General features: G+C 64.5%; 19 protein-coding genes. 14 read left to right on the top strand and 5 right to left on the bottom strand.

The window, feature by feature from the left end; genetic code table 11:
* Positions 1-53 precede the first annotated feature (53 nt).
* The 4 genes from fghA (at position 54) to ACZ9XP_RS06035 (ending at position 3,766) form a co-directional block, all read left to right on the top strand.
* Positions 54-893 (top strand): S-formylglutathione hydrolase, encoded by an 840-nt coding sequence (gene fghA, locus ACZ9XP_RS06050; RefSeq protein ID WP_465188187.1) that lies wholly within the window; start codon positions 54-56, stop codon positions 891-893.
* 115 nt (positions 894-1,008) lie between these two features.
* Positions 1,009-2,262 carry a glutamyl-tRNA reductase gene (gene hemA, locus ACZ9XP_RS06045; RefSeq protein WP_147688169.1) on the top strand — a complete coding sequence of 418 codons (1,254 nt, stop codon included), beginning with the start codon at positions 1,009-1,011 and terminating at the stop codon, positions 2,260-2,262.
* Positions 2,262-3,338 carry a peptide chain release factor 1 gene (gene prfA / locus ACZ9XP_RS06040; RefSeq protein ID WP_017507504.1) on the top strand — a complete coding sequence of 359 codons (1,077 nt, stop codon included), beginning with the start codon at positions 2,262-2,264 and terminating at the stop codon, positions 3,336-3,338. The genes hemA and prfA overlap by 1 nt, the downstream gene beginning before the upstream one ends.
* Before the next feature lie 224 nt (positions 3,339-3,562).
* Complete coding sequence (locus ACZ9XP_RS06035; protein ID WP_147688168.1) at positions 3,563-3,766, top strand: YgaP family membrane protein; 204 nt, start codon at positions 3,563-3,565, stop codon at positions 3,764-3,766.
* 65 nt (positions 3,767-3,831) lie between these two features.
* Here ACZ9XP_RS06035 and ACZ9XP_RS06030 read toward each other — a convergent pair whose 3' ends face one another.
* Genes ACZ9XP_RS06030 through ACZ9XP_RS06020 form a run of 3 tightly spaced genes read right to left on the bottom strand, consistent with a single transcriptional unit; the run spans position 3,832 to position 5,960 of the window.
* Complete coding sequence (locus ACZ9XP_RS06030; protein WP_147688167.1) at positions 3,832-4,692, bottom strand: septal ring lytic transglycosylase RlpA family protein; 861 nt, start codon at positions 4,690-4,692, stop codon at positions 3,832-3,834.
* Between the two features lie 36 nt (positions 4,693-4,728).
* The gene (gene trmL / locus ACZ9XP_RS06025) at positions 4,729-5,193 is read right to left on the bottom strand and encodes a tRNA (uridine(34)/cytosine(34)/5-carboxymethylaminomethyluridine(34)-2'-O)-methyltransferase TrmL (RefSeq protein ID WP_147688275.1); all 465 of its coding nucleotides are present in this window, start codon (positions 5,191-5,193) and stop codon (positions 4,729-4,731) included.
* Positions 5,194-5,231: 38 nt separating this feature from the next.
* Complete coding sequence (locus ACZ9XP_RS06020; protein ID WP_465188150.1) at positions 5,232-5,960, bottom strand: ComF family protein; 729 nt, start codon at positions 5,958-5,960, stop codon at positions 5,232-5,234.
* Between the two features lie 60 nt (positions 5,961-6,020).
* Between ACZ9XP_RS06020 and bioB the strand changes: the two genes are divergently transcribed.
* From bioB to creD, 10 genes are all read left to right on the top strand, one after another.
* The gene (bioB, locus tag ACZ9XP_RS06015) at positions 6,021-7,004 is read left to right on the top strand and encodes a biotin synthase BioB (protein WP_147688165.1); all 984 of its coding nucleotides are present in this window, start codon (positions 6,021-6,023) and stop codon (positions 7,002-7,004) included.
* Positions 7,005-7,088: 84 nt separating this feature from the next.
* The gene (gene bioF / locus ACZ9XP_RS06010; RefSeq protein ID WP_465188149.1) at positions 7,089-8,240 is read left to right on the top strand and encodes an 8-amino-7-oxononanoate synthase; all 1,152 of its coding nucleotides are present in this window, start codon (positions 7,089-7,091) and stop codon (positions 8,238-8,240) included.
* Positions 8,241-8,491: 251 nt separating this feature from the next.
* Positions 8,492-11,185 carry a putative bifunctional diguanylate cyclase/phosphodiesterase gene (locus ACZ9XP_RS06005; protein ID WP_465188148.1) on the top strand — a complete coding sequence of 898 codons (2,694 nt, stop codon included), beginning with the start codon at positions 8,492-8,494 and terminating at the stop codon, positions 11,183-11,185.
* A gap of 97 nt (positions 11,186-11,282) precedes the next feature.
* On the top strand, positions 11,283-12,047 hold the full coding sequence (gene bioH, locus ACZ9XP_RS06000; RefSeq protein WP_465188147.1) for a pimeloyl-ACP methyl ester esterase BioH: 765 nt from the start codon (positions 11,283-11,285) through the stop codon (positions 12,045-12,047).
* Entirely contained in the window at positions 12,044-12,949 is a 906-nt protein-coding gene (bioC, locus tag ACZ9XP_RS05995) for a malonyl-ACP O-methyltransferase BioC (protein WP_465188146.1), read from the top strand. Before bioH ends, bioC begins: the two co-directional genes overlap by 4 nt.
* Before the next feature lie 11 nt (positions 12,950-12,960).
* On the top strand, positions 12,961-13,848 hold the full coding sequence (locus ACZ9XP_RS05990) for a patatin-like phospholipase family protein (protein WP_147688160.1): 888 nt from the start codon (positions 12,961-12,963) through the stop codon (positions 13,846-13,848).
* A gap of 97 nt (positions 13,849-13,945) precedes the next feature.
* Positions 13,946-14,848, top strand: coding sequence for a patatin-like phospholipase family protein (locus tag ACZ9XP_RS05985; RefSeq protein ID WP_465188186.1), 903 nt, complete (start codon positions 13,946-13,948; stop codon positions 14,846-14,848).
* Between the two features lie 65 nt (positions 14,849-14,913).
* A complete protein-coding gene (creB, locus tag ACZ9XP_RS05980; RefSeq protein ID WP_465188145.1) occupies positions 14,914-15,597 on the top strand; it encodes a two-component system response regulator CreB in 684 nt (227 codons plus the stop codon).
* Positions 15,597-17,051 carry a two-component system sensor histidine kinase CreC gene (creC, locus tag ACZ9XP_RS05975; RefSeq protein ID WP_465188144.1) on the top strand — a complete coding sequence of 485 codons (1,455 nt, stop codon included), beginning with the start codon at positions 15,597-15,599 and terminating at the stop codon, positions 17,049-17,051. The genes creB and creC overlap by 1 nt, the downstream gene beginning before the upstream one ends.
* Before the next feature lie 99 nt (positions 17,052-17,150).
* Positions 17,151-18,533 carry a cell envelope integrity protein CreD gene (creD, locus tag ACZ9XP_RS05970; protein ID WP_465188143.1) on the top strand — a complete coding sequence of 461 codons (1,383 nt, stop codon included), beginning with the start codon at positions 17,151-17,153 and terminating at the stop codon, positions 18,531-18,533.
* Between the two features lie 6 nt (positions 18,534-18,539).
* Here the strand turns inward: creD and dinB are convergent, their stop codons facing one another.
* Together dinB and ACZ9XP_RS05960 are read right to left on the bottom strand one after the other, a co-directional pair.
* Entirely contained in the window at positions 18,540-19,622 is a 1,083-nt protein-coding gene (gene dinB / locus ACZ9XP_RS05965) for a DNA polymerase IV (protein WP_465188142.1), read from the bottom strand.
* A gap of 9 nt (positions 19,623-19,631) precedes the next feature.
* Positions 19,632-19,937: a SelT/SelW/SelH family protein gene (locus ACZ9XP_RS05960; RefSeq protein WP_147688154.1), complete on the bottom strand. Its 306-nt coding sequence runs from the start codon at positions 19,935-19,937 to the stop codon at positions 19,632-19,634.
* Positions 19,938-20,178 lie beyond the last annotated feature (241 nt).

The raw sequence follows: 20,178 nt of genomic DNA, 5'->3' as shown, positions 1-20,178 counted from the left end.
TACCACCATGCGGCCAGCCCCGGGTTGGCCGCCGTCAGGAAACCACCATGACCATCGAACAGATCAGCTGCAACCGTAGCTTTGGCGGCGAGCACCGCCAGTACACCCATGCCTCGGCGGTACTGGGCTGCAGCATGCGTTTTGCCGTGTACCTGCCGCCGGCAGCGCTAGCCGGCGCGCGCGTGCCGCTGCTGTACTGGCTGTCCGGCTTGACCTGCAGCGACGAAAACTTCATGCAAAAAGCTGGCGCGCAGCGCGTGGCCGCGGAGCTGGGCATGGCCATTGTGGCACCAGATACCAGCCCGCGCGGTAGCAGCGTCGCCGACGACCCGGCCTACGACCTGGGACAGGGCGCGGGCTTTTACCTGAACGCCACCCAGGCGCCGTGGGCCGCGCACTACCGCATGTACGACTACATCAGCCAGGAGCTGCCCGCGCTGCTGGCGGCCCATTTTGACTTTGGCCCCGCGGCCATTGCCGGCCACAGCATGGGTGGCCACGGCGCGCTGCTGTGTGCGCTGAAACGGCCGCAGGATTATGTGTCGGTATCGGCGTTCAGCCCCATTGCCAACCCGGTGAACGTGCCGTGGGGGCAGAAGGCGTTTACCGCCTACCTGGGCGACGATAGCGCCGCCTGGCAGGCGTGGGACGCCAGTGTACTGATGGCGGCGGCCAACCCTGCCACGGCGCTGCCGTGCCGCGTGGACGTGGGGCTGGCGGATGGCTTTATCGATAGCCAGCTGCAGCCGCAGGCGCTGGAAGCGGCCGCCGCACACAGCGGCTACCCGCTGCAGCTACACCGCCATGAGGGCTACGACCACAGCTACTACTTTGTGGCCAGCTTTATCGAGGCGCAGCTGCGCTTTCACGCGGCCCATCTGGCGCGGGCCTGAGTTTTCCGGCCATGTTTTGGCCACGATCAACGCTGATCGTGGCCAGCCGCGCTGCCCCGCGCCGGGTTTTCGGCTAGAATAGCCCGTTTCCCAAAGCGGATTTTTCCTCGCCACCATGCAGCTGGTAGCCATCGGACTCAACCACCACACCGCGCCCTTGTCGATACGCGAGCGGCTGGCCTTTCCTGCAGAAACCCTGCCGGATGCGCTGGCGCAGCTGGTGGATTCGCAAGCCGCGCGGGAAGCCACCATTGTGTCCACCTGTAACCGCACCGAGCTGTACTGCGCCACGCAGCGCCCGGAAGACGCCCTGCGTTGGCTGGCCGGCTACCACGGCCTGACACTGGACGAGGTGCGGCCCTACCTGTACCTGCTGGATGCGCCGGAGACCGCCCGCCATGCTTTCCGCGTGGCCTCGGGCCTGGATTCCATGGTGCTGGGCGAAACGCAGATTCTGGGCCAGATCAAGGACGCGGTACGCGTAGCCGAGCGCGCCGGTACGCTGGGCAGCCTGCTCAACGGCCTGTTCCAGAAAACCTTCTCGGTGGCGAAAGACGTACGCAGCCAGACGGCGGTAGGCGCCAGCTCGGTGTCTATGGCCGCAGCGGGTGTGAAGCTGGCCGAGCAGATTTTTGCCAGCGTGGCCGGGCTGAACGTGCTGTTTATCGGTGCCGGCGAGATGATCGAGCTGGTGGCCACCCATTTTGCCGCCCGCCAGCCGGCGCAAATTACCGTGGCCAACCGCACGCTGGAGCGCGGCCAACGCCTGGCCGCGCAGTTCGGCGGTAACGCCATCACCCTGTCCGAGCTGCCAGACCAGCTGCAGCGCTACGACGTGGTGGTCAGCTCCACCGCCAGCCAGCTGCCGATTATCGGCAAAGGCATGGTAGAGCGCGCCATCAAGGCGCGTCGCCACCGCCCCATCTTCATGCTGGACCTGGCCGTACCGCGCGATATCGAGGCCGAAGTTGGCCGTATGGACGACGTGTACCTGTACACGGTGGACGATATCGCCGGCATTGTGGAAGTAGGCCACCAGGCGCGTAACCAGGCGGCAGAAGAGGCCGAGCTGATCATTGGCCACCGCGTCGCCGAATTTACCGACTGGCTGAAACGCCGCGAGTCGGTACCGCTGATCCGCGCCCTGCGCGACGAAAGCGAGCGCATTCGCCGCCACGCGCTGGAGGCAGCCATGAAACAGCTGTCGCGTGGCGACAACCCCGAAAAAGTGCTGGAAGCCCTGTCGCTACAGCTCACCAACAAACTGATGCACCCGCCGACGCAGGCGCTGTCTAGCGGCAGCGGCGCGGCGCACGACGCGCAGGTCGAGCTGATCGCGCGTTTGTATCGCTTACACCCGGAGCAGTAATGAAACCGTCGATCGCGGCCAAACTCGCCCAGCTGGTAGAACGGCTGGAAGAGGTTACCCACCTGCTGGCAGCAGAAAACGCCACGTCCAATATGGATGCCTTCCGCAAGCTCACGCGCGAGCACGCCGAGCTGACCCCGGTGGTAGAGGCGTTCAACGCCTACCGCCAGTGCGAAGCCGACGTGGCTACCGCCAGCGAGCTGCTGGACGACCCGGACATGAAAGAGTTTGCCCAGGAAGAAATCGCGGCAGCCAAAGACAAGCTGGCTGCGCTGGACGTGGAGCTGCAAAAGCTGCTGCTGCCCAAAGACCCGAACGACGACAAGAACATCTTCCTGGAAATTCGCGCCGGCACTGGCGGCGACGAGGCCGCGCTGTTTGCTGGCGACCTGCTGCGCATGTACACCCGCTTTGCCGAGCGTAACCGCTGGCAGGCCGAGATCGTGTCCGCCAGCGAGTCTGACCTGGGCGGCTACAAAGAGGTGATCGTGCGCCTGATCGGCCAGGGCGCTTACTCGCGCCTGAAGTTCGAGTCCGGCGGCCACCGCGTGCAGCGCGTGCCCGCCACAGAAACCCAGGGCCGTATCCATACCAGTGCCTGCACCGTGGCGGTAATGCCCGAGGCCGACGAGATCGCCGAGGTGGTGCTGAACCCGGCCGACCTGCGTATCGATACCTACCGTGCCAGCGGCGCGGGTGGCCAGCACATCAACAAAACCGACTCCGCTGTGCGCATTACCCACTTGCCTACCGGCATTGTGGCCGAGTGCCAGGACGGCCGCTCGCAGCACGCCAACAAGGCCAGCGCCATGCAGGTGTTGGCCGCGCGTATCTACGATATCCAGCTGCGCGAGAAAAACCAGAAGGAAGCCGCCGAGCGCAAGAGCCTGATCGGCTCTGGCGACCGCTCCGAGCGCATCCGCACTTATAACTACCCGCAAGGCCGCATTACCGACCACCGCATCAACCTGACGCTGTACAAGCTGGACTACGCCATGGACGGCGACCTGTACGAGCTGACCGACGCGCTGGTGGCCGAGCAACAGGCCGAGCTACTGGCCCAGCTGGCCGAGTAAGACCCCGCAGCCAACAGGCTGCCAGGGCAAACAAAACACCCCTTTGCGCCGGGCGCACAGGGGTGTTTTGTTTTGGGTGGTGTGCCGCGTGCAGGATGCACAGCGGTATCCCTGTGGCAGCCAGGGTACAGCGGGGCGTTTTTATGATGTGCTTGTTTATCTGATATTGTTTTTCAATATATTTAATAATATATTGATTATTATCTCATCAACAGGTGGCCATCATGTTTCAACGCAATATCGGCAGTACAGAACGTGTTATCCGCATCGTCGCTGGCTTGGGCATAACTGCCCTGGCATTTGTCGGCCCGCAAACCCCGTGGGCGCTGTTGGGTCTGGTACCGCTGGCCACCGGCCTGATGGGCTGGTGCCCACCCTATGCCATCTTCGGCATCAACACCTGCAAGGTGCCTGCCAAGCAGGACTAAGCCGGGTGCGGCAATAAAAAACGCGAGGCAGATGCCTCGCGTTTTGTTTGTAGCCAGCAACCAGCCTAGCGGGTAATCACCGGTGGTACATCCAGCGCCAGCGCGGCCTGGATGGCATCGTCGTCTTCATGGAAGGGGCCGATGCGGACACGGTACAAACCCTGCTGGTTCACGATGGCCAGCTTGTCGTTATAGCTACTGGCCTCGTCGCGAATCAGCTGCTTGAGCTGGGCTTCGGCGGTGGCCAGGCGGTCGTAGGCACCCAGTTGCAGAAAGTAGGGCTCGCCGTTGTTGTCCGGCTTTTGCAGCGTGGCCGGCTTGGTGGCAATACGGTCACTGCCTTCTACCGGAAACACGCGCTCTACTACCACGCTGCCAAAACCGCTACGCACGATATTCAGCTTATGGGCTGCGGCGTAGCTCAGGTCCATCAGGCGGCTCTTGTGGAACGGGCCGCGGTCGTTAATGCGCACAATGACGGATTCGCCATTCTTCACATTGGTTACCCGGGCATAGCTCGGGATGGGGAGCGTAGGGTGCGCTGCCGTCATGGCGAACATATCGTAGCGCTCGCCAGAACTGGTCTTGCGACCATGAAACTGCTTGCCGTACCACGAGGCCTTGCCAGTCTGGCGATAAGGCTTCTCGGAGGGGTCCGGGCGGAAACTCATGCCCAGCGCCGAGTACGGTTTGTTGGCCGAAGCAATCAGCGGTTCCGATTGCGGGATGGCATCTGGCACCAGGTCCAGATTGACCGGAATCCGGTCTGCCGGGCCGTCATTCTGGAAAAAAGCCCCAGTATTGCTGCCCGGTTTCTTCACATTGGCCTTGGCAGACTGCGTCGCAGTTGCCGGCCTGACAGTGGTACAAGCTACCAGAAAAATGCTGGCACACACGAGCCACAGCCATCGGTAAAAAGGTTTCATGACCTCTCCTTATGCTGTTGTGCCAACCGTGAATTGCTAAATCCCTCCGGCAAAACCATGCTGGCGCCAGGCTTCGAATACGAGCACGGCGACGGCGTTGGAGAGATTCAAGCTGCGCGATTCGGGCTGCATGGGCAGCCTAACCCGCTGTTCCGTTGGCAGGGTTGCCAGAACATCTGCTGGCAAGCCGCGGGATTCGGGGCCGAAAAGCAATACATCGCCGGGTTGGAAGGCGATGTGGTCGTGCCGCGTGGCACCTTTGGTGGTGGCAGCAAAGATTCTGCGGCCAGCCAGATGGGCCAGACAGGCTTCCCAGTTCTCGTGAACCACCATGCGTGCGTACTCGTGATAATCGAGCCCGGCGCGCTTCAGTTTGGCGTCCTCAAGCGGAAAACCTAGCGGTTTGACCAAGTGCAATTCACAGCCGGTGTTGGCACAGAGTCGAATAATATTGCCTGTATTAGGCGGTATTTCCGGCTGGTAGAGAACAACGGTAAACATCGTTGCGGGTCGAATATTCCAATGAATCAACAGGTTGGTCAAGCATGACGAGCAATGGCCCTGGCCAGCACCCAGGCATCTACCTGTTTTGCCCCTGATTTTCTCAGGGTTTTGGCCAGGGAGTGCAGGGTGGCGCCAGTGCTGGCGACATCGTCCACAATGGCAATGTGAAGCCCGTCACAGCGGCGTTTTACGCCGAATGCATCGCGCACATTCTTCAGCCTTTCGCGGCGGTTCAGCTCGGCTTGCTGCGCTGTGTTGCGTTTGCGCCAACACAGCTGGTCGTCAAATCGGACGCGCATTGTATCAGCCAGCGCGCGCGCCAGGGCATCGGGCAGGTTAAAGCCCCGCTCGTGTAGCCTGGCCGCCGCCAGCGGTACCGGGATGATCAGGTCTGGCAGAGGGCGGTCTGCGCCGCACGGCAGGCGTGCCAGGGCTTGTGGCATCAGGCTGGCCAGCACGCCCTGCAGCGCGGGTGCCGGGGCGTATTTGCAGCATCTGATCAGGCCTTCCAGCGGGTAGTCGTAATCGTAGGCGCTATACAGGTGGGCGAAGGCGGGGTGCTTGCCCTGGCAATCGCCGCAGGGGGCCTGGGCGCTGGCGGCGGGGGCCTGGCATACCGGGCAGCGATGGCCCAGGCGCCACGGCAGCTGCTGGTGGCAGGGCGGGCATAGGCCGTGGCGGGTGGCACGTTGGCCGCATAGCTGGCAGTGCTGCTCAAATAATGGGCAGCTGTCAATTATGTGTCTGCACAGGTTTGACAGCATGGGCTGGCTCCCGCAAGATTCGTTTCATGTTTTTACTCTAATGACGAGCGATTGCCCACCATGAGCCAGGCCACCATCCAATTCACCCGCCCTGCTACGCCGCACCCGGAAACCACGCTGTGGTCGCAGGCCGAGATCGAGGCGCTGTACGACCTGCCGTTCATGGAGCTGGTATTCCGTGCTGCCGAGGTACACCGCCAGCACTTTGACCCCAGCCGTGTGCAGCTGTCCACACTGATCTCCATCAAGACCGGCGGCTGTCCGGAAGACTGCGGCTACTGCCCGCAGTCGGTACACCACGATACCCCGGTAGAAAACCAGCCGATGATGACCGTGGACGAGGTGGTGGCGGCGGCGCGTAACGCCAAAGCTAACGGTGCGGGCCGTTTCTGTATGGGCGCCGCCTGGCGTGGCCCGAAAGATGCCGACCTGGAAAAAACCCTGGACATGGTGCAACAGGTGAAAGCCCTGGGCCTGCAAACCTGTGCCACCTTCGGCTTGCTGAAAGACGGCCAGGCCGAAAAGCTAAAAGACGCTGGCCTGGACTTCTACAACCATAATCTGGATACCGCGCCGGACAAATACGCCGACATTATCCAGACCCGCGAGTACGAAGACCGCCTGGACACACTGGGCAAGGTACGTGGTGCCGGGCTGTCGGTATGCTGTGGCGGCATTGTGGGCCTGAACGAAACCCGCGAGCAGCGCGCCGGCCTGATCCTGCAGCTGGCCAACCTGGAGCCGCAGCCGGAATCCGTGCCGGTGAATAACCTGGTCAAGGTCAGCGGCACCCCGCTGGACGATGCCGACGCGCTGGACTGGACCGAATTCGTGCGTACCATCGCCGTGGCGCGCCTCACCATGCCCAAGAGCTACGTGCGCCTGTCTGCTGGCCGTCGCGAGATGCCGGAAGCCATGCAGGCGCTGTGCTTCCTGGCCGGTGCCAACTCCATTTTCTACGGCGACAAGCTGCTCACCACCGGCAACCCGGATGTGGACGCAGACCGCGCCCTGATGGACAAGCTGGGCCTGCAGCCACTGTAACCCCGCCTGACCGTCTGGTTAAATGCAGAGCACCGTGCACGACGCCGGTGCTCTTTTTCATGATCTTGCAGAAAGGTTGGCCGCATGCACCCAGACCAGCTTGAACCCGCCCTGGCCGCGCTGGCGGCAGAGCACCGTTTGCGCCAGCGCCACGCGCTGCACAGCCCGCAAGGGCCACGCGTCACCATCGATGGCCGCGATTACCTGGCCTTTGCCAGCAACGACTACCTGGGCCTGGCCAACCACCCCGCGCTGAAAACCGCCATGCAACAGGCTATCGAGCAATGGGGCGTGGGCGCCGGGGCCTCCGAGCTGGTGGCCGGCCACTTTGCCATCCAGCAGCAGGCCGAAGCGGCGCTTGCCGACTGGGTAGGCTGCGAGGCTGCGCTGGTGTTCGGCTCCGGCTATGCGGCCAACCTGGGGGTGATCACCAGCCTGGTGGGCCGTGGCGATGCGGTGTTTGCCGATAAGCTCAACCACGCGTCGCTCAATGACGCCTGCGTGCTATCGCGGGCCGATTTTCAACGGTTTCGCCACGGTGATCTCGCCCATCTGGAAGCACTGTTGCAAAAAACCCCAGCCCGAACACGGCTTATTGCGGTAGACGCGGTGTACAGCATGGATGGCGACGAAGCCCCGCTGCGCGAGCTGCTCGCCCTGGCCGAGCGTTACGACGCCTGGCTCTATCTGGACGATGCCCACGGTTTTGGCCTGCTGGGCGAGGGGCGTGGTGCACTGGTGGAATACGCCTTGCACCACCCGCGCGTGGTGTACATGGCCACGCTGGGCAAGGCTGCCGGGGTAGCGGGGGCCTTTGTGGCCGGAAGCCATGCTTTGGTGCAGTGGCTGGTCAATACCGCACGGACGTATATTTTCACCACGGCGCATCCGCCTGCGCAGGCGGCGGCCATTCTGGCCAGTTTGCAGGTGATGCAGCAGGAGGGCTGGCGGCGGGAGCAAGTGCAGCAGCATATTTTGACATTAAGACAATTTATGCAGGATAAATCTTTGCGATTGCTCTCTTCCCGTTCGCCAATTCAAGCGATTATTATTGGCAATAACGAGGCTGCGGTAGGAATGGCTGCCGCCCTGCGCGAGCAGGGTGTGTGGATACCAGCCATTCGGCCTCCCACGGTACCGGCAGGAACGGCAAGACTGCGCGTTTCCTTGTCGGCGGGTCATACCGCAGGCGATTTGGCGGCGTTGTTGGCTGCGCTACAGCAGGTAGCGCGATAAAGCGGCCGCCCAAAGTGCCAAGCAGTAAGACCACACGAGAATAATAGCCACCGCGCGCTAATGATGACGAGTGGGTCAATAAAGACTGTATGAACAGTACGGCTGATTTTCTGTTTACACCAGAAGAAGCTGCCGAAGCGGCACTGGACTTTCTGTTCCGCTTGCAGGCTCCTGAAGGTGCAGCAGTTTGGGGAAAACCGGGAACCGTCTGGCAATGCCTTGCCAGCCGGGGCGATTGCACTGGCTTGCCAGTGCCTACGGCATTGTCGGGCGAGCTGTCCTGGCAGGCCCCGGTACAGTGCCACCCGCTGGGTAGCCCCGGCCAGCCACTGGGCTGGCTGCTGTGGCACGGCGCGCGCGAGGCCGACGAGCTTACCCGGCGCCTGGCGGTACTGCTATCGGGCCACCTGGTGGCAGGCAGCATGCGTGGCGAGCTGGCCATCGCCCGCACCACCCACGAAACCCTGCTGGAAATCAGCCGTCTGGCCAACCACGCCGATAGCGTGGACGACTTCCTGCCGCGCATGCACCGCGCAGTCAGCCGCCTGATGCCGGCCGACAACTTCTACATTGCCCTGTTTGACGAAGAAGCCGGGCAGATCCGCTTCCCTTATTTTGTTGACCAGCTGGACCGCGAGCCGCCAGACGTTGGCCGCGCCTACCCGCTGCGCGGCCCCAGCGCCTCGCTGACGGCCTGGCTGATTCGCGAAAACCACTTTTTGCTGCTCAAGGGCGACGAAGTGCGCGTGCTGTGCCAGCGCGAGCGCATCCGCTTCATGGGCACACAGCCGCATTGGTGGATGGGCATGCCGCTGGTCAGCGGTGCGGGCAAGGTGATGGGCGCGGTGGTCATTCAGGGTTATGACCCCGCCTATACGCCTGCGCTGGCAGATGAATCCACCTTTCTGTACGTGGGGCACCACATTTCTTGCGCACTGGACCGCCTGCTTTATCGCGCCCACCTGGAGCAGCAAGTATGGCAGCGCACCAGCGAGCTGGAAGGCATCAACGCGCGGCTGCGCGCCGAAGTCGTAGAGCGCCAGCGCAGCGAGCAGCTGCAGCACATGCTGTTCCGCATTGCCGAGCTATCCAATACCAGCCTGTCGATGGAAGCCTTCTTTGTCGGCCTGCATCGCCTGCTGTCCGAATTTATCGATGCCAGCAACTGCATGGTGGCGCTGTACGACCAGAGCCGCGACGAGCTGAGCTTTCCGTATTGCTCCGACCTGCGTCTGGCCGAGCTGTCCCCGCGCTCGCCCGGGCGTGGCCCGGTAGAGCAGGTGCTGCATAGCGGCCGCCCGCTGCTGCTGGCAGACATGCACAGCCACCCGCTGTTCGGCATGCAACATGATGGCGGCAGCCCGCCACACAGCTGGCTGGGCGTGCCGCTGTACAGCGGCAATATGCTGCGCGGCGTGCTATCGGTACAGAGCTATCAGGAAGACACGCGCTATAGCTGGCGCGACCAGGAAATCCTGGAGTTTGTGGCCAACCATATCGGCAGCGCCCTGGCCCGCGTGCAGGCGCTGGACGACCTGCAGCGTGCCTATGTCGACCTGGAGCAGCGTGTACGCGAGCGTAGCGACGCGCTGGATGCGGCCAACGCCCAGCTGCAGCACGACAGCCTGCACGACCCGGTTACCAAGCTACCCAACCGCAACCATTTCTCGCGCGTGCTCAAGCGCAGCTGGGACCACTTCCAGCTGGCGCCCGAGCAGCGCTTTGCCGTACTGTTGATCGACCTGGACCGCTTCAAGCTGGTGAACGACACCCTGGGCCACCTCATCGGTGACCAGCTGCTGATCGAAGCCGGGCAGCGTGTGCGCCAGAGCCTGCGCTTTGGCGACTTCATGGCGCGCCTGGGCGGCGACGAATACGCCGTGCTGCTGGCCTCGGTAGACGATATGGCCGAGTGCGAGCAGGTAGCGCGTGACCTGGTGGCCGCCTTCGAGCGCCCCTTTGTGCTATCCGGGCGCGAGGTATTCTCCACGGTGAGCGTGGGCGTGGTACTGGCCAGCAAAGAGCACTACAGCCGCGCCGAAGACCTGCTGCGCGACGCCGACCACGCCATGTACCGCACCAAGCAGAATGGCCGCCACGGTTACACCCTGTTCAACCACGCCCTGCGCTGCAACCAGGCCGACCAGCTGGCGCTGGAAGCCGAGCTGCGCCATGCCCTGACCAACGGTGGCGAGCTGGTACCGTACTATCAGGCCATTGTGGACAGCCATAGCGGCCGCCTGGCCGGTTTCGAAACCCTGGTACGCTGGCACCACCCCCAGCTGGGCATGATCGCCCCTGGCGTCTTCCTGCCGATGGCAGAGGAAAGCGGGCTCATCCTCAAGCTGGACCGCTACATGATCGAGCGCGCCTGCGCCCAGCTGGCCGCCTGGTACGCCGATGGCACCATCACCCACGAAGTGTGCCTGCACATCAACCTGTCCAGTGCCCACTTCCACGACACCAAGCTGGTGGACTGGATGCTGCGCCTGATCCGCGAGCACCAGCTGCCGCCGGGTACCTTGCACCTGGAAGTGACCGAGAGCGCGCTGATCGACGTGCCCGACGTCGCTATCGAGGTGATGCGCCAGCTCAAGACCCACGGCATCTGCCTGGCGCTGGACGACTTCGGCACCGGCTACTCGGCGCTGTCCTACCTGCACCGCTACCATTTCGACGTGCTCAAGATCGACCAGGCCTTTGTGCGCGAGGTGCACTGCCAGGAAGAATCCATCGCCATTGTCCGTGCCATCGTGGCGTTGGCCGAGGCGCTGGGCATGGAGGTGGTGGCCGAAGGCGTGGAAACCGAAGTCCAGGTACGCGCTCTGCGCGAGCTGGGTTGCCCCCGCCTGCAGGGCTACTATTTTGCCCGTCCGGCACCCGCGTCCGAACTGGACTGGATGCGCCTGGCCGGCATGCCGGCCGAGCTGGCGCGCAGCGCCTAGGCCGCAACGCTGCAATACGGCGATGCCAATAAGCGCGGCGGTATCTTTCCGCCGCGCTTATTGCGAAAATACGCCTTTGCCCCCACTTGGCTGTTCCATGAGCCTGTTTATTGAAACCCACGGTCGCGGCCCGGATGTGGTGCTGCTGCACGGCTGGGGCCTGCACGGTGGCGTATTCGACCGCGTTGCGGCCAACCTGGCCACCGATTTTTGTGTGCACTGCGTCGACCTGCCCGGCCACGGCGCCAGCGCCGCTGTCGACCACTTTCACCCCGACGCCATTGCCGCCACGCTGGCCGAGCACTTTGTGCTGCCGGTACACGTGGTGGGCTGGTCGCTGGGCGGCCTCATTGCCCAGCACTGGGCGGCGCGCTACCCGGCGCAGGTAAAAAGCCTGGCGTTGATTGCCACCAGCCCGCGCTTTGTCCGTGACGACAGTTGGCCGCATGCGCAGCAGCGCAGCGCCATCGAGGGTGTGGGCGCCAGCCTGGACACTGCCTTCGAGCTCACGCTGGAGCGCTTTCTGGCGCTACAGATGCTGGGCGCACCGGCGGCGCGGCAAACGCTGGCCGACCTCAAGGCGCAGCTGTTCTCGCACGGCCGCCCGCAGGGCCTGCTGCCGGCGCTAGACTGCCTGCTGGCGGCGGATGCGCGGGAACTTGCCGCGGATATTCATTGTCCTGCAGGGCTGTTCTTCGGTGCGCGTGACGCGATTACGCCGATAGGTGCTGGCCGCTGGCTGGCCGATGCCCTGCCGGATGCTACCCTGTACGAATTTGCCCAGGCCTCGCATGCGCCGTTCTTGTCGCATGAGAACGTGTTTATCGACCACCTGCGCCACCACCTGGAACAACACGCATGAGCGAAGCGTTTTACACCGACAAATCCCGCGTCCGCGCCTCGTTCGAGCGAGCCGCCGCCAGCTACGACTCGGCCGCCGTGCTGCAGCGCGAAGTATGCGACCGCATGGCCGAGCGCCTGGACTACATCAAGCTGCAACCGCAAGTGGTGCTGGACGCAGGTAGCGGTACCGGCTACGCCAGCGCCGCCCTGCGCCAGCGCTACCCGGACGCGCGCGTGCTGGAGCTGGACCTGGCGCACGCCATGCTGGCGGCCTCGCGCGAAAAACAGCGCGCCGGGCAAGGCATGCTGTCGCGCCTGTTCAAGCCGCAAAACCCGTGGCAGCTGTGTGCCGACATCGAGCGCCTGCCGCTGGCCGATAACAGCGTGGACATGATCTGGTCCAGCCTGGCTATCCAGTGGGTGAACGTGCCGGACCAGGTGTTTGCCGAGTTTCAGCGCGTGCTCAAGCCGGGCGGCATGCTGATGTTTGCCACTCTGGGGCCGGACACGCTGTACGAGCTGCGCCAGGCCTTTGGCCAGGCCGACGGTGCCACCCACGTGAACCAGTTTATCGACATGCACGATCTGGGCGATGCGCTGATGGCATCACAGTTCAGCGAGCCGGTGATGGACATGGAAAAAATCGTACTTACCTACGATACGGCCCGCGATGTCATGCACGACCTGAAGGCCATCGGCGCGCACAACGCCACCGCCGGCCGTGGCCGTGGCCTGATGGGCAAGCACGCCTGGCAGCGCGTGGTAGACGCCTACGAGCAGCGCCGCCAGCACGGCCAGCTGCCGGCCACCTACGAAGTGCTGTACGGCCACGCCTGGAAAGGTGAGCCAAAGAAAAAACCGACCATCCTGCCCGACGGCAGGCAGGTTATCGAATTTACCCGTAACGCGCCCAAGCGCTGAGAAAAGCCTTTATGTTGTCTGTTCGCCGTTTTGCCGCCCTGTCCCTGTTGGCAGGCCTGGCCGCCTGCACCACGCCGACCTCTGCCCCGGTAGTGCCAAAAGCCGTGCCCAAACCCAAGATTGCCTTTGCGCTGGGTGGCGGTGCCGCCAAGGGCTTTGCCCACGTGGGGGTGATTCGCGTGCTGGAGCAAAACGGCATCAAGGCCGACATCGTCACCGGCACCAGCGCCGGCAGCATCGTGGGCGCCATCTACGCCAGCGGTGTGGACGGCGAAGCGCTGCGCTTTCGCGCCATGCGCATCAACGAAGACGACCTGAAAGACTTCACCTTCTCCACCAGCGGTTTCCTCAAGGGCGAGAAGCTGGCCGCCCTGGTGAACCAACAGGTAGACGGCAAGCGCATCGAACAGCTGCCTCGCAAATTCGGCGCGGTGGTTACCGACCTGGATAGCGGCGCGCGCGTGGTGCTGAAAAGTGGCGATACCGGTACCGCCGCCCGCGCCTCGGCCGCCATCCCCAATGTGTTCCAGCCGGTCACCATCAACGGCCGCCGTTACGTGGACGGTGGCCTGGTGAGCCCGGTACCGGTGATGGCCGCCCGCGAAATGGGCGCTGACATCGTTATCGCCGTAGACATCTCGGCCAAGCCCACCGGCAAGGCCAGCAGCGGCTTTTTGAGCCTGCTGGACCGCAGCCTGAACATCATGAACCTGACCGCGCTGAACCTGGAGCTGAAACAGGCCGACGTGGTGCTGCGCCCGGCCGTGCTGCATATCGGCGCGGCCGACTTTGACGAACGTGCCAGCGCCATTGCCGAAGGCGAGAAGGTGGCCCGTGCCATGCTGCCGCAGGTGAAAACCGCTATCGATAACTGGGTAAAACGCAAGCGTGCTGCCTAAGCCCCTGCAGCGCAGCCTGCGCGCCCTGGCCCCGCTGCTGTTGGCCGCGTGTACGAGCGTCACGCTGCCAGCCGCGCCCCAGCTGCCTGTTGGTACGCTGCCTGCTACCCCGGCCAGTGCGCCGGTGGCCGAGGTGCCGCCAGCTGTCCCGCTGCCGCCCGCCAAACCCGTTGCGGCCAACCCTGCCCCGGCCAAGCCAGCTACGCCAAAAGTGGTGCGCAAACCGCGCATCGCCCTGGCGCTGGGTGGCGGTGCCGCCAAGGGCTTTGCCCACGTGGGCGTGATTCGCGTGCTGGAGCAGCAGGGCATCGTGCCGGATATCATCACCGGCACCAGCGCCGGCAGCGTGGTGGGCGCTATCTACGCTAGCGGCATCAGCGCCGACAAGCTGCGCCGCCGTGCGCTGGCGCTGAACGAAGACGAGCTGAAAGATTTCAGCCTGTCCGGTGGTGGTTTCCTGAAGGGCGACAAGCTGGCCGCCATGGTGAACCGCGAGGTTGGCCGCAAACGCATCGAACAGCTGCCGCGCACCTTTGCTGCAGTGGCCACCGACTTTGACAGCGGCGCGCGCGTGGTTTTCCGTAGTGGTGACACCGGCACCGCGGTGCGCGCCTCGGCCGCCATCCCCAATGTGTTCCAGCCGGTCACCATCCGTGGCCGCCGCTACGTAGACGGCGGCTTGGTGAGCCCCGTGCCGGTCAGCGCCGCGCGCGAGCTGGGCGCGGATATCGTCATCGCGGTGGACATCACCGCCAAGCCGGCGCAGCGCAAAAGCGGCGTACTGGGCACCTTCGACCAAAGCCTGTCCATCATGACCCAGGCCGCCCTGGCCAATGAGCTCAAAGGTGCCGACGTGATCCTGCGCCCGCAGGTGCTGGGCCTGGGTGCCGCCGACTTCGACCAGCGCAGCCGCGCTATCCGCGAAGGCGAAAAAGTGGGCAAGCAAGGCATTACCGCCATTCGCCGCGCCATTGCCGCCTGGCAGCAGCGCCTGCGTTAAGTGCGGGCTTTACGGCAGCGGGCCCGTCGGGCAAGCTGCCGTTTTCCTTACCGCATGCCGTTTCCATGTCTGCTTACCGCATTCTGCTGGCCGAGGACGAGCCGGCCATCGCCGATACCCTGCTGTTCGCCCTGCAACGCGAGGGCTGGCAGGTGCGCCACTGCACGCTGGCGCGCGACGCCGAAGCGGCGCTGGCGGCCGAGCCGCCACAGCTGCTTATCCTGGATATCGGCCTGCCGGACGATAGCGGCCTGGCGCTGCTGAGCCGTTTGCGCCGCCACAGCGAGCTGCCGGTGATGCTGCTGACCGCCCGCGCCGACGAGGTGGACCGCGTATTGGGGCTGGAGCTGGGTGCCGACGACTACGTGGTGAAGCCGTTCAGCCCGCGCGAGGTGGTGGCGCGGGTGCGGGCCATCCTCAAGCGCAGCCAGCCCGCTGCGGTACCTGCGGCCAACCCTGACAGCCTGTTTTGCCACGAGGCCGCGGCGCGGCGCATCCGCTTTGCCGGGCAGGTGCTGGCACTGACACCGTCCGAATACCGTCTGCTGGCGTTGCTGCTGTCGCGGCCTGGGCAGGTGTTTAGTCGCAGCCAGCTGCTGGACGCGCTGGGCGAGGCAGCGGAAGACAGCTTCGAGCGCACCATCGACAGCCACATCAAGAGCCTGCGCGCCAAGCTGCGCCAGGTGCGCGCCGACCTTGACCCCATCGTCACCCACCGTGGCTTCGGCTACGCGCTGGAGCAGGGCTGATGCGCTTTTCCTGGCGCATTTTTGCCGGCTACTTCCTGCTGCTGGGCTTGCTGGCCGCCTACGTAGTGAGCGTAGTGCGCGACGAGATCAAGCCGGCGATGCGGCGCTCGGCCGAGGCCGTGCTGCTGGACACCGCCAACCTGCTGGCCGAGATGGTACAGCCGGACATGGTAGCGGGCCGGCTGGATGACGGCCGTCTGGCAGCCACGCTGCAGCGCTTTGCCGCGCGCCAGCCGCAGGCCGAGGTATGGGGCGTGCGCCATGACCAGACCCAGCTGCGCGTCTACCTGACCGACGCGCGCGGCGTGGTGCTGCTGGATTCCGCCGGCCAGGCAGTGGGCCAGGACTACAGCCGCTGGCGCGATGTGGCATTGACGCTGCGCGGCCAGTACGGTGCGCGCACCACGCAGGCCGATGCGGCCAACCCCTTGTCTACCGTGATGTATGTGGCGGCACCAGTGCGCGACGGCCAGCGCATTATCGGGGTGCTTACCGTGAGCCGGCCCAATCTGGCCATGCAGCCGCATATCGAACGCAGCGAAGCCAAGCTGGGGCGGCTGATCGGCGTGGTGCTGTTGGCCGCACTACTGCTGGGCGCGCTGTTTTCGTGGTGGCTTAGCCGCGGCATTACCCGCCTCACGCGCTTTGCCGACAGCGTGAGCGCCGGGGGCAGCGAAGCGGTGCCGCACTTTGCCGCCAACCGCGAGCTGGACACGCTGGCGCAGGCGCTGGGCCGCATGCGTAGCGAGCTGGACGGCAAGGCCTACGTGGAGCACTACGTACACGACCTGACCCACGAGCTGAAGTCGCCGCTGGCCGGGCTGCGTGCCTCGGCCGAGCTGTTGCAGGACGACCTGCCGCCAGCCGAGCGCGCCCGCTTTCTGAACCATATCGAAAGTGAGAGTGTTCGACTGCAGCAGATCGTGGATCATTTGCTGCAGCTGGCCTCGCTGGAGGCCGCCGGCCGGCTGCAGCAGCCGCAGCCGCTGCTGCTTACCGAGCTGCTGGCTGGCGAATTGCAGGCGCTGGCAACGCAGCTGGGTGCACGCCGCGTGACGCCCGTGGCCACGCTGCCACAGGCCACGGTGGCGGGCGATGCTTTTCTGTTGCGCCAGGCGCTGCGCAATATCCTGCAAAACGCCATCGACTTCACCGCTAACGACGGTGCCATCACCCTGCAATTACAGCCGGTGGCCAAAGGCTGGCAGCTGCACATTGCCAACGACGGCCCACCAGTACCGGACTACGCGCTGGGGCGGCTGTTCGACCGCTTCTACTCGCTGCCGCGCCCGCACGGGCCGAAAAGCAGCGGGCTGGGTCTGGCGCTGACGCGCACCATCGTGCAGCTGCACGGTGGCGACATCACGCTGGCCAACCAGCCGCCGGGCGTGTGCGTCACGCTGCAGCTACCGGCCGCCGATGCGGCCAACCCCTTGGCGCGGGTGCTGGGCTGAGTCGCTGGCCGTCTTCACACAATCTGCACAGGGTGTCCATGCTGCCTCCATGTTCGGGCGGCATGCTGCCCTCACGCTGACTGCTTGAGGGAGCACACAATGAAAATGGGATGGAAAATGCTGGTACTGGCCGGCATGGGTTTATTGATGTTGCTGGCACTGGGCCTGGTGCGCAGCCTGCTGGACGAGCGGCAGAGCCGCGCCGAGGAAGTACAGCGCGAGATTGCGCAGTTCAGTGCGGGCGAACAAAACCTGAGCGGCCCCTATCTGGTGCTGCCCTACACCGTGAGGGTGGACAAGTGGCAGCCGGCGGAGGGTGGCAAGAGCGGGCGCTGGGCGCAAAGCGAAGAAAGCAAACAGCTGCTGCTCAGCCCAAGCCAGCTCACGGTAGACGGCAAGCTGGCGGTCGAGCTGCTCAAGCGTGGCCTGTTCGAGGCGCCGGTTTATCGCAGCCAGCTGCAGCTGGGCGGGCAGTTTCACATACCGGCATTGGCTGCGTACGAAGAAATGCTCAGTAACGATACCGAGCGCCGCAGTACGCGCTGGGGCAAGCCGTATCTGGCTCTGGGGCTAAGCGATGTGCGTGGCATTCAGCAGCTGGCTGGCCAAGCTGGTGGCCAGGCGCTGGCGTTTGTACCGGGTGCGGGTCTGGCGCACAGCCCGCGTGGTGTACACGCGGTGGTGGCACTGGCTGCCAGCGACGTGCTGCACGCCCAGGGGCAGGGGCTGTCGTTCCGTTTGGGTTTGCAGCTGGCGGGTAGCAGCGCGCTGCTGGTGGAGCCCGCTGGCGATAGCAGTACGGTGAACCTGGCGGGTAACTGGCCGCATCCCAGCTTTGCCGGTAATTTTGCGCCGCAGAGCCGTAGCGTGAACGCGCAGGGCTTCCGTGCCCGCTGGCAGACCAGCGAGCTGGCCACCGGGGGCAACCCCTGCCTGCAGGGCAAAAGCGGCTGCGAGCAGAACTGGGTAGGCCTGCGCCTGCTGGATCCGGTAGACCGCTACGTGCTGAACGAACGCACCATGAAATACGCCGAACTGTTTGTGTTGCTGATGATGGGCGGGGTGTTCTTGCTGGAGGTGATCAACCGCGTGTCGGTGCACCCGGTGCAGTACACGCTGGTGATGCTGGGTTTGGCCATGTTCTTCCTGCTGACCCTGTCCTTGTCCGAGCACCTGGGTTTTGCCATGGCCTACTGGCTGGCGGCGCTGGCATCGGTACTCTTGCAGGGCGCGTACGGCAGCAGTGTGCTGGGCAGCTGGCAGAGCGGCGGGGTATTTGCCGGCATGTTGGCCGCACTGTATGGCTTGCTGTTCATGATTCTGCAGTCGCAGGACATGGCCTTGCTGATGGGTAGCCTCAGCCTGTTTGCCCTGCTGGCGCTCACCATGTACCTGACCCGCCGCATCGACTGGGGCAGCCTGGGCGGCGGCAGCAAAGCGCCTGCTGTCACGGCAGACCGCCAGCAGACCGATGCGCAATAGCGCAGCCTAGCCCGGTGGCAACAGGCCGTGCTGTAAGGGCAGCTCCAGCTGCTGCATGGCGGGGTCGGCTTCCTGCAGCCGCACCCCTACGCCCAGCAGGCGTACCGCCTTGCCGCCACGGGCGTAGCCGGTGTGCAGCAGCTGGCGGTAGTTGGCCGCATCCAGGCTGTGGCCGGTGCATTCCACCGTGGTCTGGGTGAAATCGGCAAACTTGATCTTGACGGTGAGCCCGCGAAAGCGCGGGCTGCCGGTGCGTTCCAGCCGCTGCGCCAGCGTGGCCAGCAGGCCGGCTAGCTCGGCTTCGCAGCTGGCCAGGTCGGGCAGGTCGCGGGTGTAGGTTTCTTCCACGCTCACCGATTTGCGCTCGCGTTCCGGCTCTACCGCGCGGCTGTCCTGGCCGCGCGACAGCTCGTACAGCGTTTTGCCCAGCTTGCCAAAGCGGCGCAGCATGTCGGCCAGCGGCAGCTGTTGCAGGTCGCCGCAGGTATAAAAACCTTGCTGGCGCAGCTTGGCAGCGGTGACTTCGCCTACACCCCAGATTTTTTCTACCGGCAGCACGCGCACAAAGTCGGCGACCTCCTCGGGCCGCACCAGAAACTGCCCGTCCGGCTTGCGCCAGTCGCTGGCGATCTTGGCCAGGAATTTGTTGGGGGCGATACCGGCCGAGGCGGTTATGCCGACCTCGCTGCGGATGGCGTCGCGGATGGCTTGTGCCATCAGGCTGGCACTACCTTGGCAGTGGGGTTGGCCGCTGACATCCAGATAGGCTTCGTCCAGCGAGAGCGGCTCGATCAGCGTGGTGTAGCGCTGGTAGATGGCGTGCACCGCCTGGCTGGCGGCGCGGTAGCGGGCAAAGTCGGGGGGCACGATCAGCAGTTGCGGGCATTGCCGTAGCGCCAGCGATGAGGGCATGGCGCTGCGCACGCCAAAGCGCCGTGCTTCGTAGTTGCAGGTGGCGATCACCCCGCGCTGGCCGGGCTGGCCGCCCACTGCCAGCGGTATGCCGCGCCAGGCGGGCTGGTCGCGCATTTCCACGGCGGCAAAAAAGCAGTCGCAGTCGATGTGGATGATCTTGCGTTGTACGCTCAAGGCGCGGCCTTACTGCCCGTTGTCGGCGGCGCTGTGGTCGCTGTGGCCCAGGTGGCGGTCGGGGGCGATGCGGTCGCGCACGCGCTGCTTCAGCACCTTGATGTCGGGGAAACCGCCATCGGCAGCGCGGTCCCAGACCAGCACGTCGTCGACGTGGACGGTGAATACGCCGCCATTGCCGGGTTGCAGCGCGACTTCGCCGACGTCTTTTTCAAAGGTAGTGAGCAGCTCTTGCGCCATCCAGGCGGCGCGTAGCATCCAGCGGCAGCCGGTGCAATAGCGAATGGCAATACGGGGCAGGGCAGGGGTCGTCATGAAGGTTGGCCGCAAAGGGTGAAGAGGGCCATGGTAATGCTGATGGGGGGGCTTGCAAACTGCAGGGTGGGGGGACGTTGCACCGCCGCCTTGATCCGCTACTTTCTGTGTTGTATGTGTTGTGGCTCCTGTGGAGCTCGTCTCTCCTCCATCACCCGGTCTTCTTTGGAAACCTGGCGCAATGCTTGGGAGGCAGGGTGCAACGTGGGGGCCAGTTTGCATCAAGTTGGCATGCCAAGCC

The organism is Vogesella perlucida, from assembly GCF_979366545.1.
This window is presented reverse-complemented; position numbering and strand designations above follow the sequence as displayed.

What these genes read in the sequence shown, in the direction of transcription:
- hemA (WP_147688169.1), top strand. Translation starts at nt 1,009, where the DNA reads ATGCAGCTGGTAGCCATCGGACTCAACCACCACACCGCGCCCTTGTCG.
- prfA (WP_017507504.1), top strand. Translation starts at nt 2,262, where the DNA reads ATGAAACCGTCGATCGCGGCCAAACTCGCCCAGCTGGTAGAACGGCTG.
- ACZ9XP_RS06035 (WP_147688168.1), top strand. Translation starts at nt 3,563, where the DNA reads ATGTTTCAACGCAATATCGGCAGTACAGAACGTGTTATCCGCATCGTC.
- ACZ9XP_RS06030 (WP_147688167.1), bottom strand. Translation starts at nt 4,692, where the DNA reads ATGAAACCTTTTTACCGATGGCTGTGGCTCGTGTGTGCCAGCATTTTT.
- trmL (WP_147688275.1), bottom strand. Translation starts at nt 5,193, where the DNA reads ATGTTTACCGTTGTTCTCTACCAGCCGGAAATACCGCCTAATACAGGC.
- ACZ9XP_RS06020 (WP_465188150.1), bottom strand. Translation starts at nt 5,960, where the DNA reads ATGCTGTCAAACCTGTGCAGACACATAATTGACAGCTGCCCATTATTT.
- bioB (WP_147688165.1), top strand. Translation starts at nt 6,021, where the DNA reads ATGAGCCAGGCCACCATCCAATTCACCCGCCCTGCTACGCCGCACCCG.
- bioF (WP_465188149.1), top strand. Translation starts at nt 7,089, where the DNA reads ATGCACCCAGACCAGCTTGAACCCGCCCTGGCCGCGCTGGCGGCAGAG.
- bioH (WP_465188147.1), top strand. Translation starts at nt 11,283, where the DNA reads ATGAGCCTGTTTATTGAAACCCACGGTCGCGGCCCGGATGTGGTGCTG.
- bioC (WP_465188146.1), top strand. Translation starts at nt 12,044, where the DNA reads ATGAGCGAAGCGTTTTACACCGACAAATCCCGCGTCCGCGCCTCGTTC.
- ACZ9XP_RS05990 (WP_147688160.1), top strand. Translation starts at nt 12,961, where the DNA reads ATGTTGTCTGTTCGCCGTTTTGCCGCCCTGTCCCTGTTGGCAGGCCTG.
- creB (WP_465188145.1), top strand. Translation starts at nt 14,914, where the DNA reads ATGTCTGCTTACCGCATTCTGCTGGCCGAGGACGAGCCGGCCATCGCC.
- creC (WP_465188144.1), top strand. Translation starts at nt 15,597, where the DNA reads ATGCGCTTTTCCTGGCGCATTTTTGCCGGCTACTTCCTGCTGCTGGGC.
- creD (WP_465188143.1), top strand. Translation starts at nt 17,151, where the DNA reads ATGAAAATGGGATGGAAAATGCTGGTACTGGCCGGCATGGGTTTATTG.
- ACZ9XP_RS05960 (WP_147688154.1), bottom strand. Translation starts at nt 19,937, where the DNA reads ATGACGACCCCTGCCCTGCCCCGTATTGCCATTCGCTATTGCACCGGC.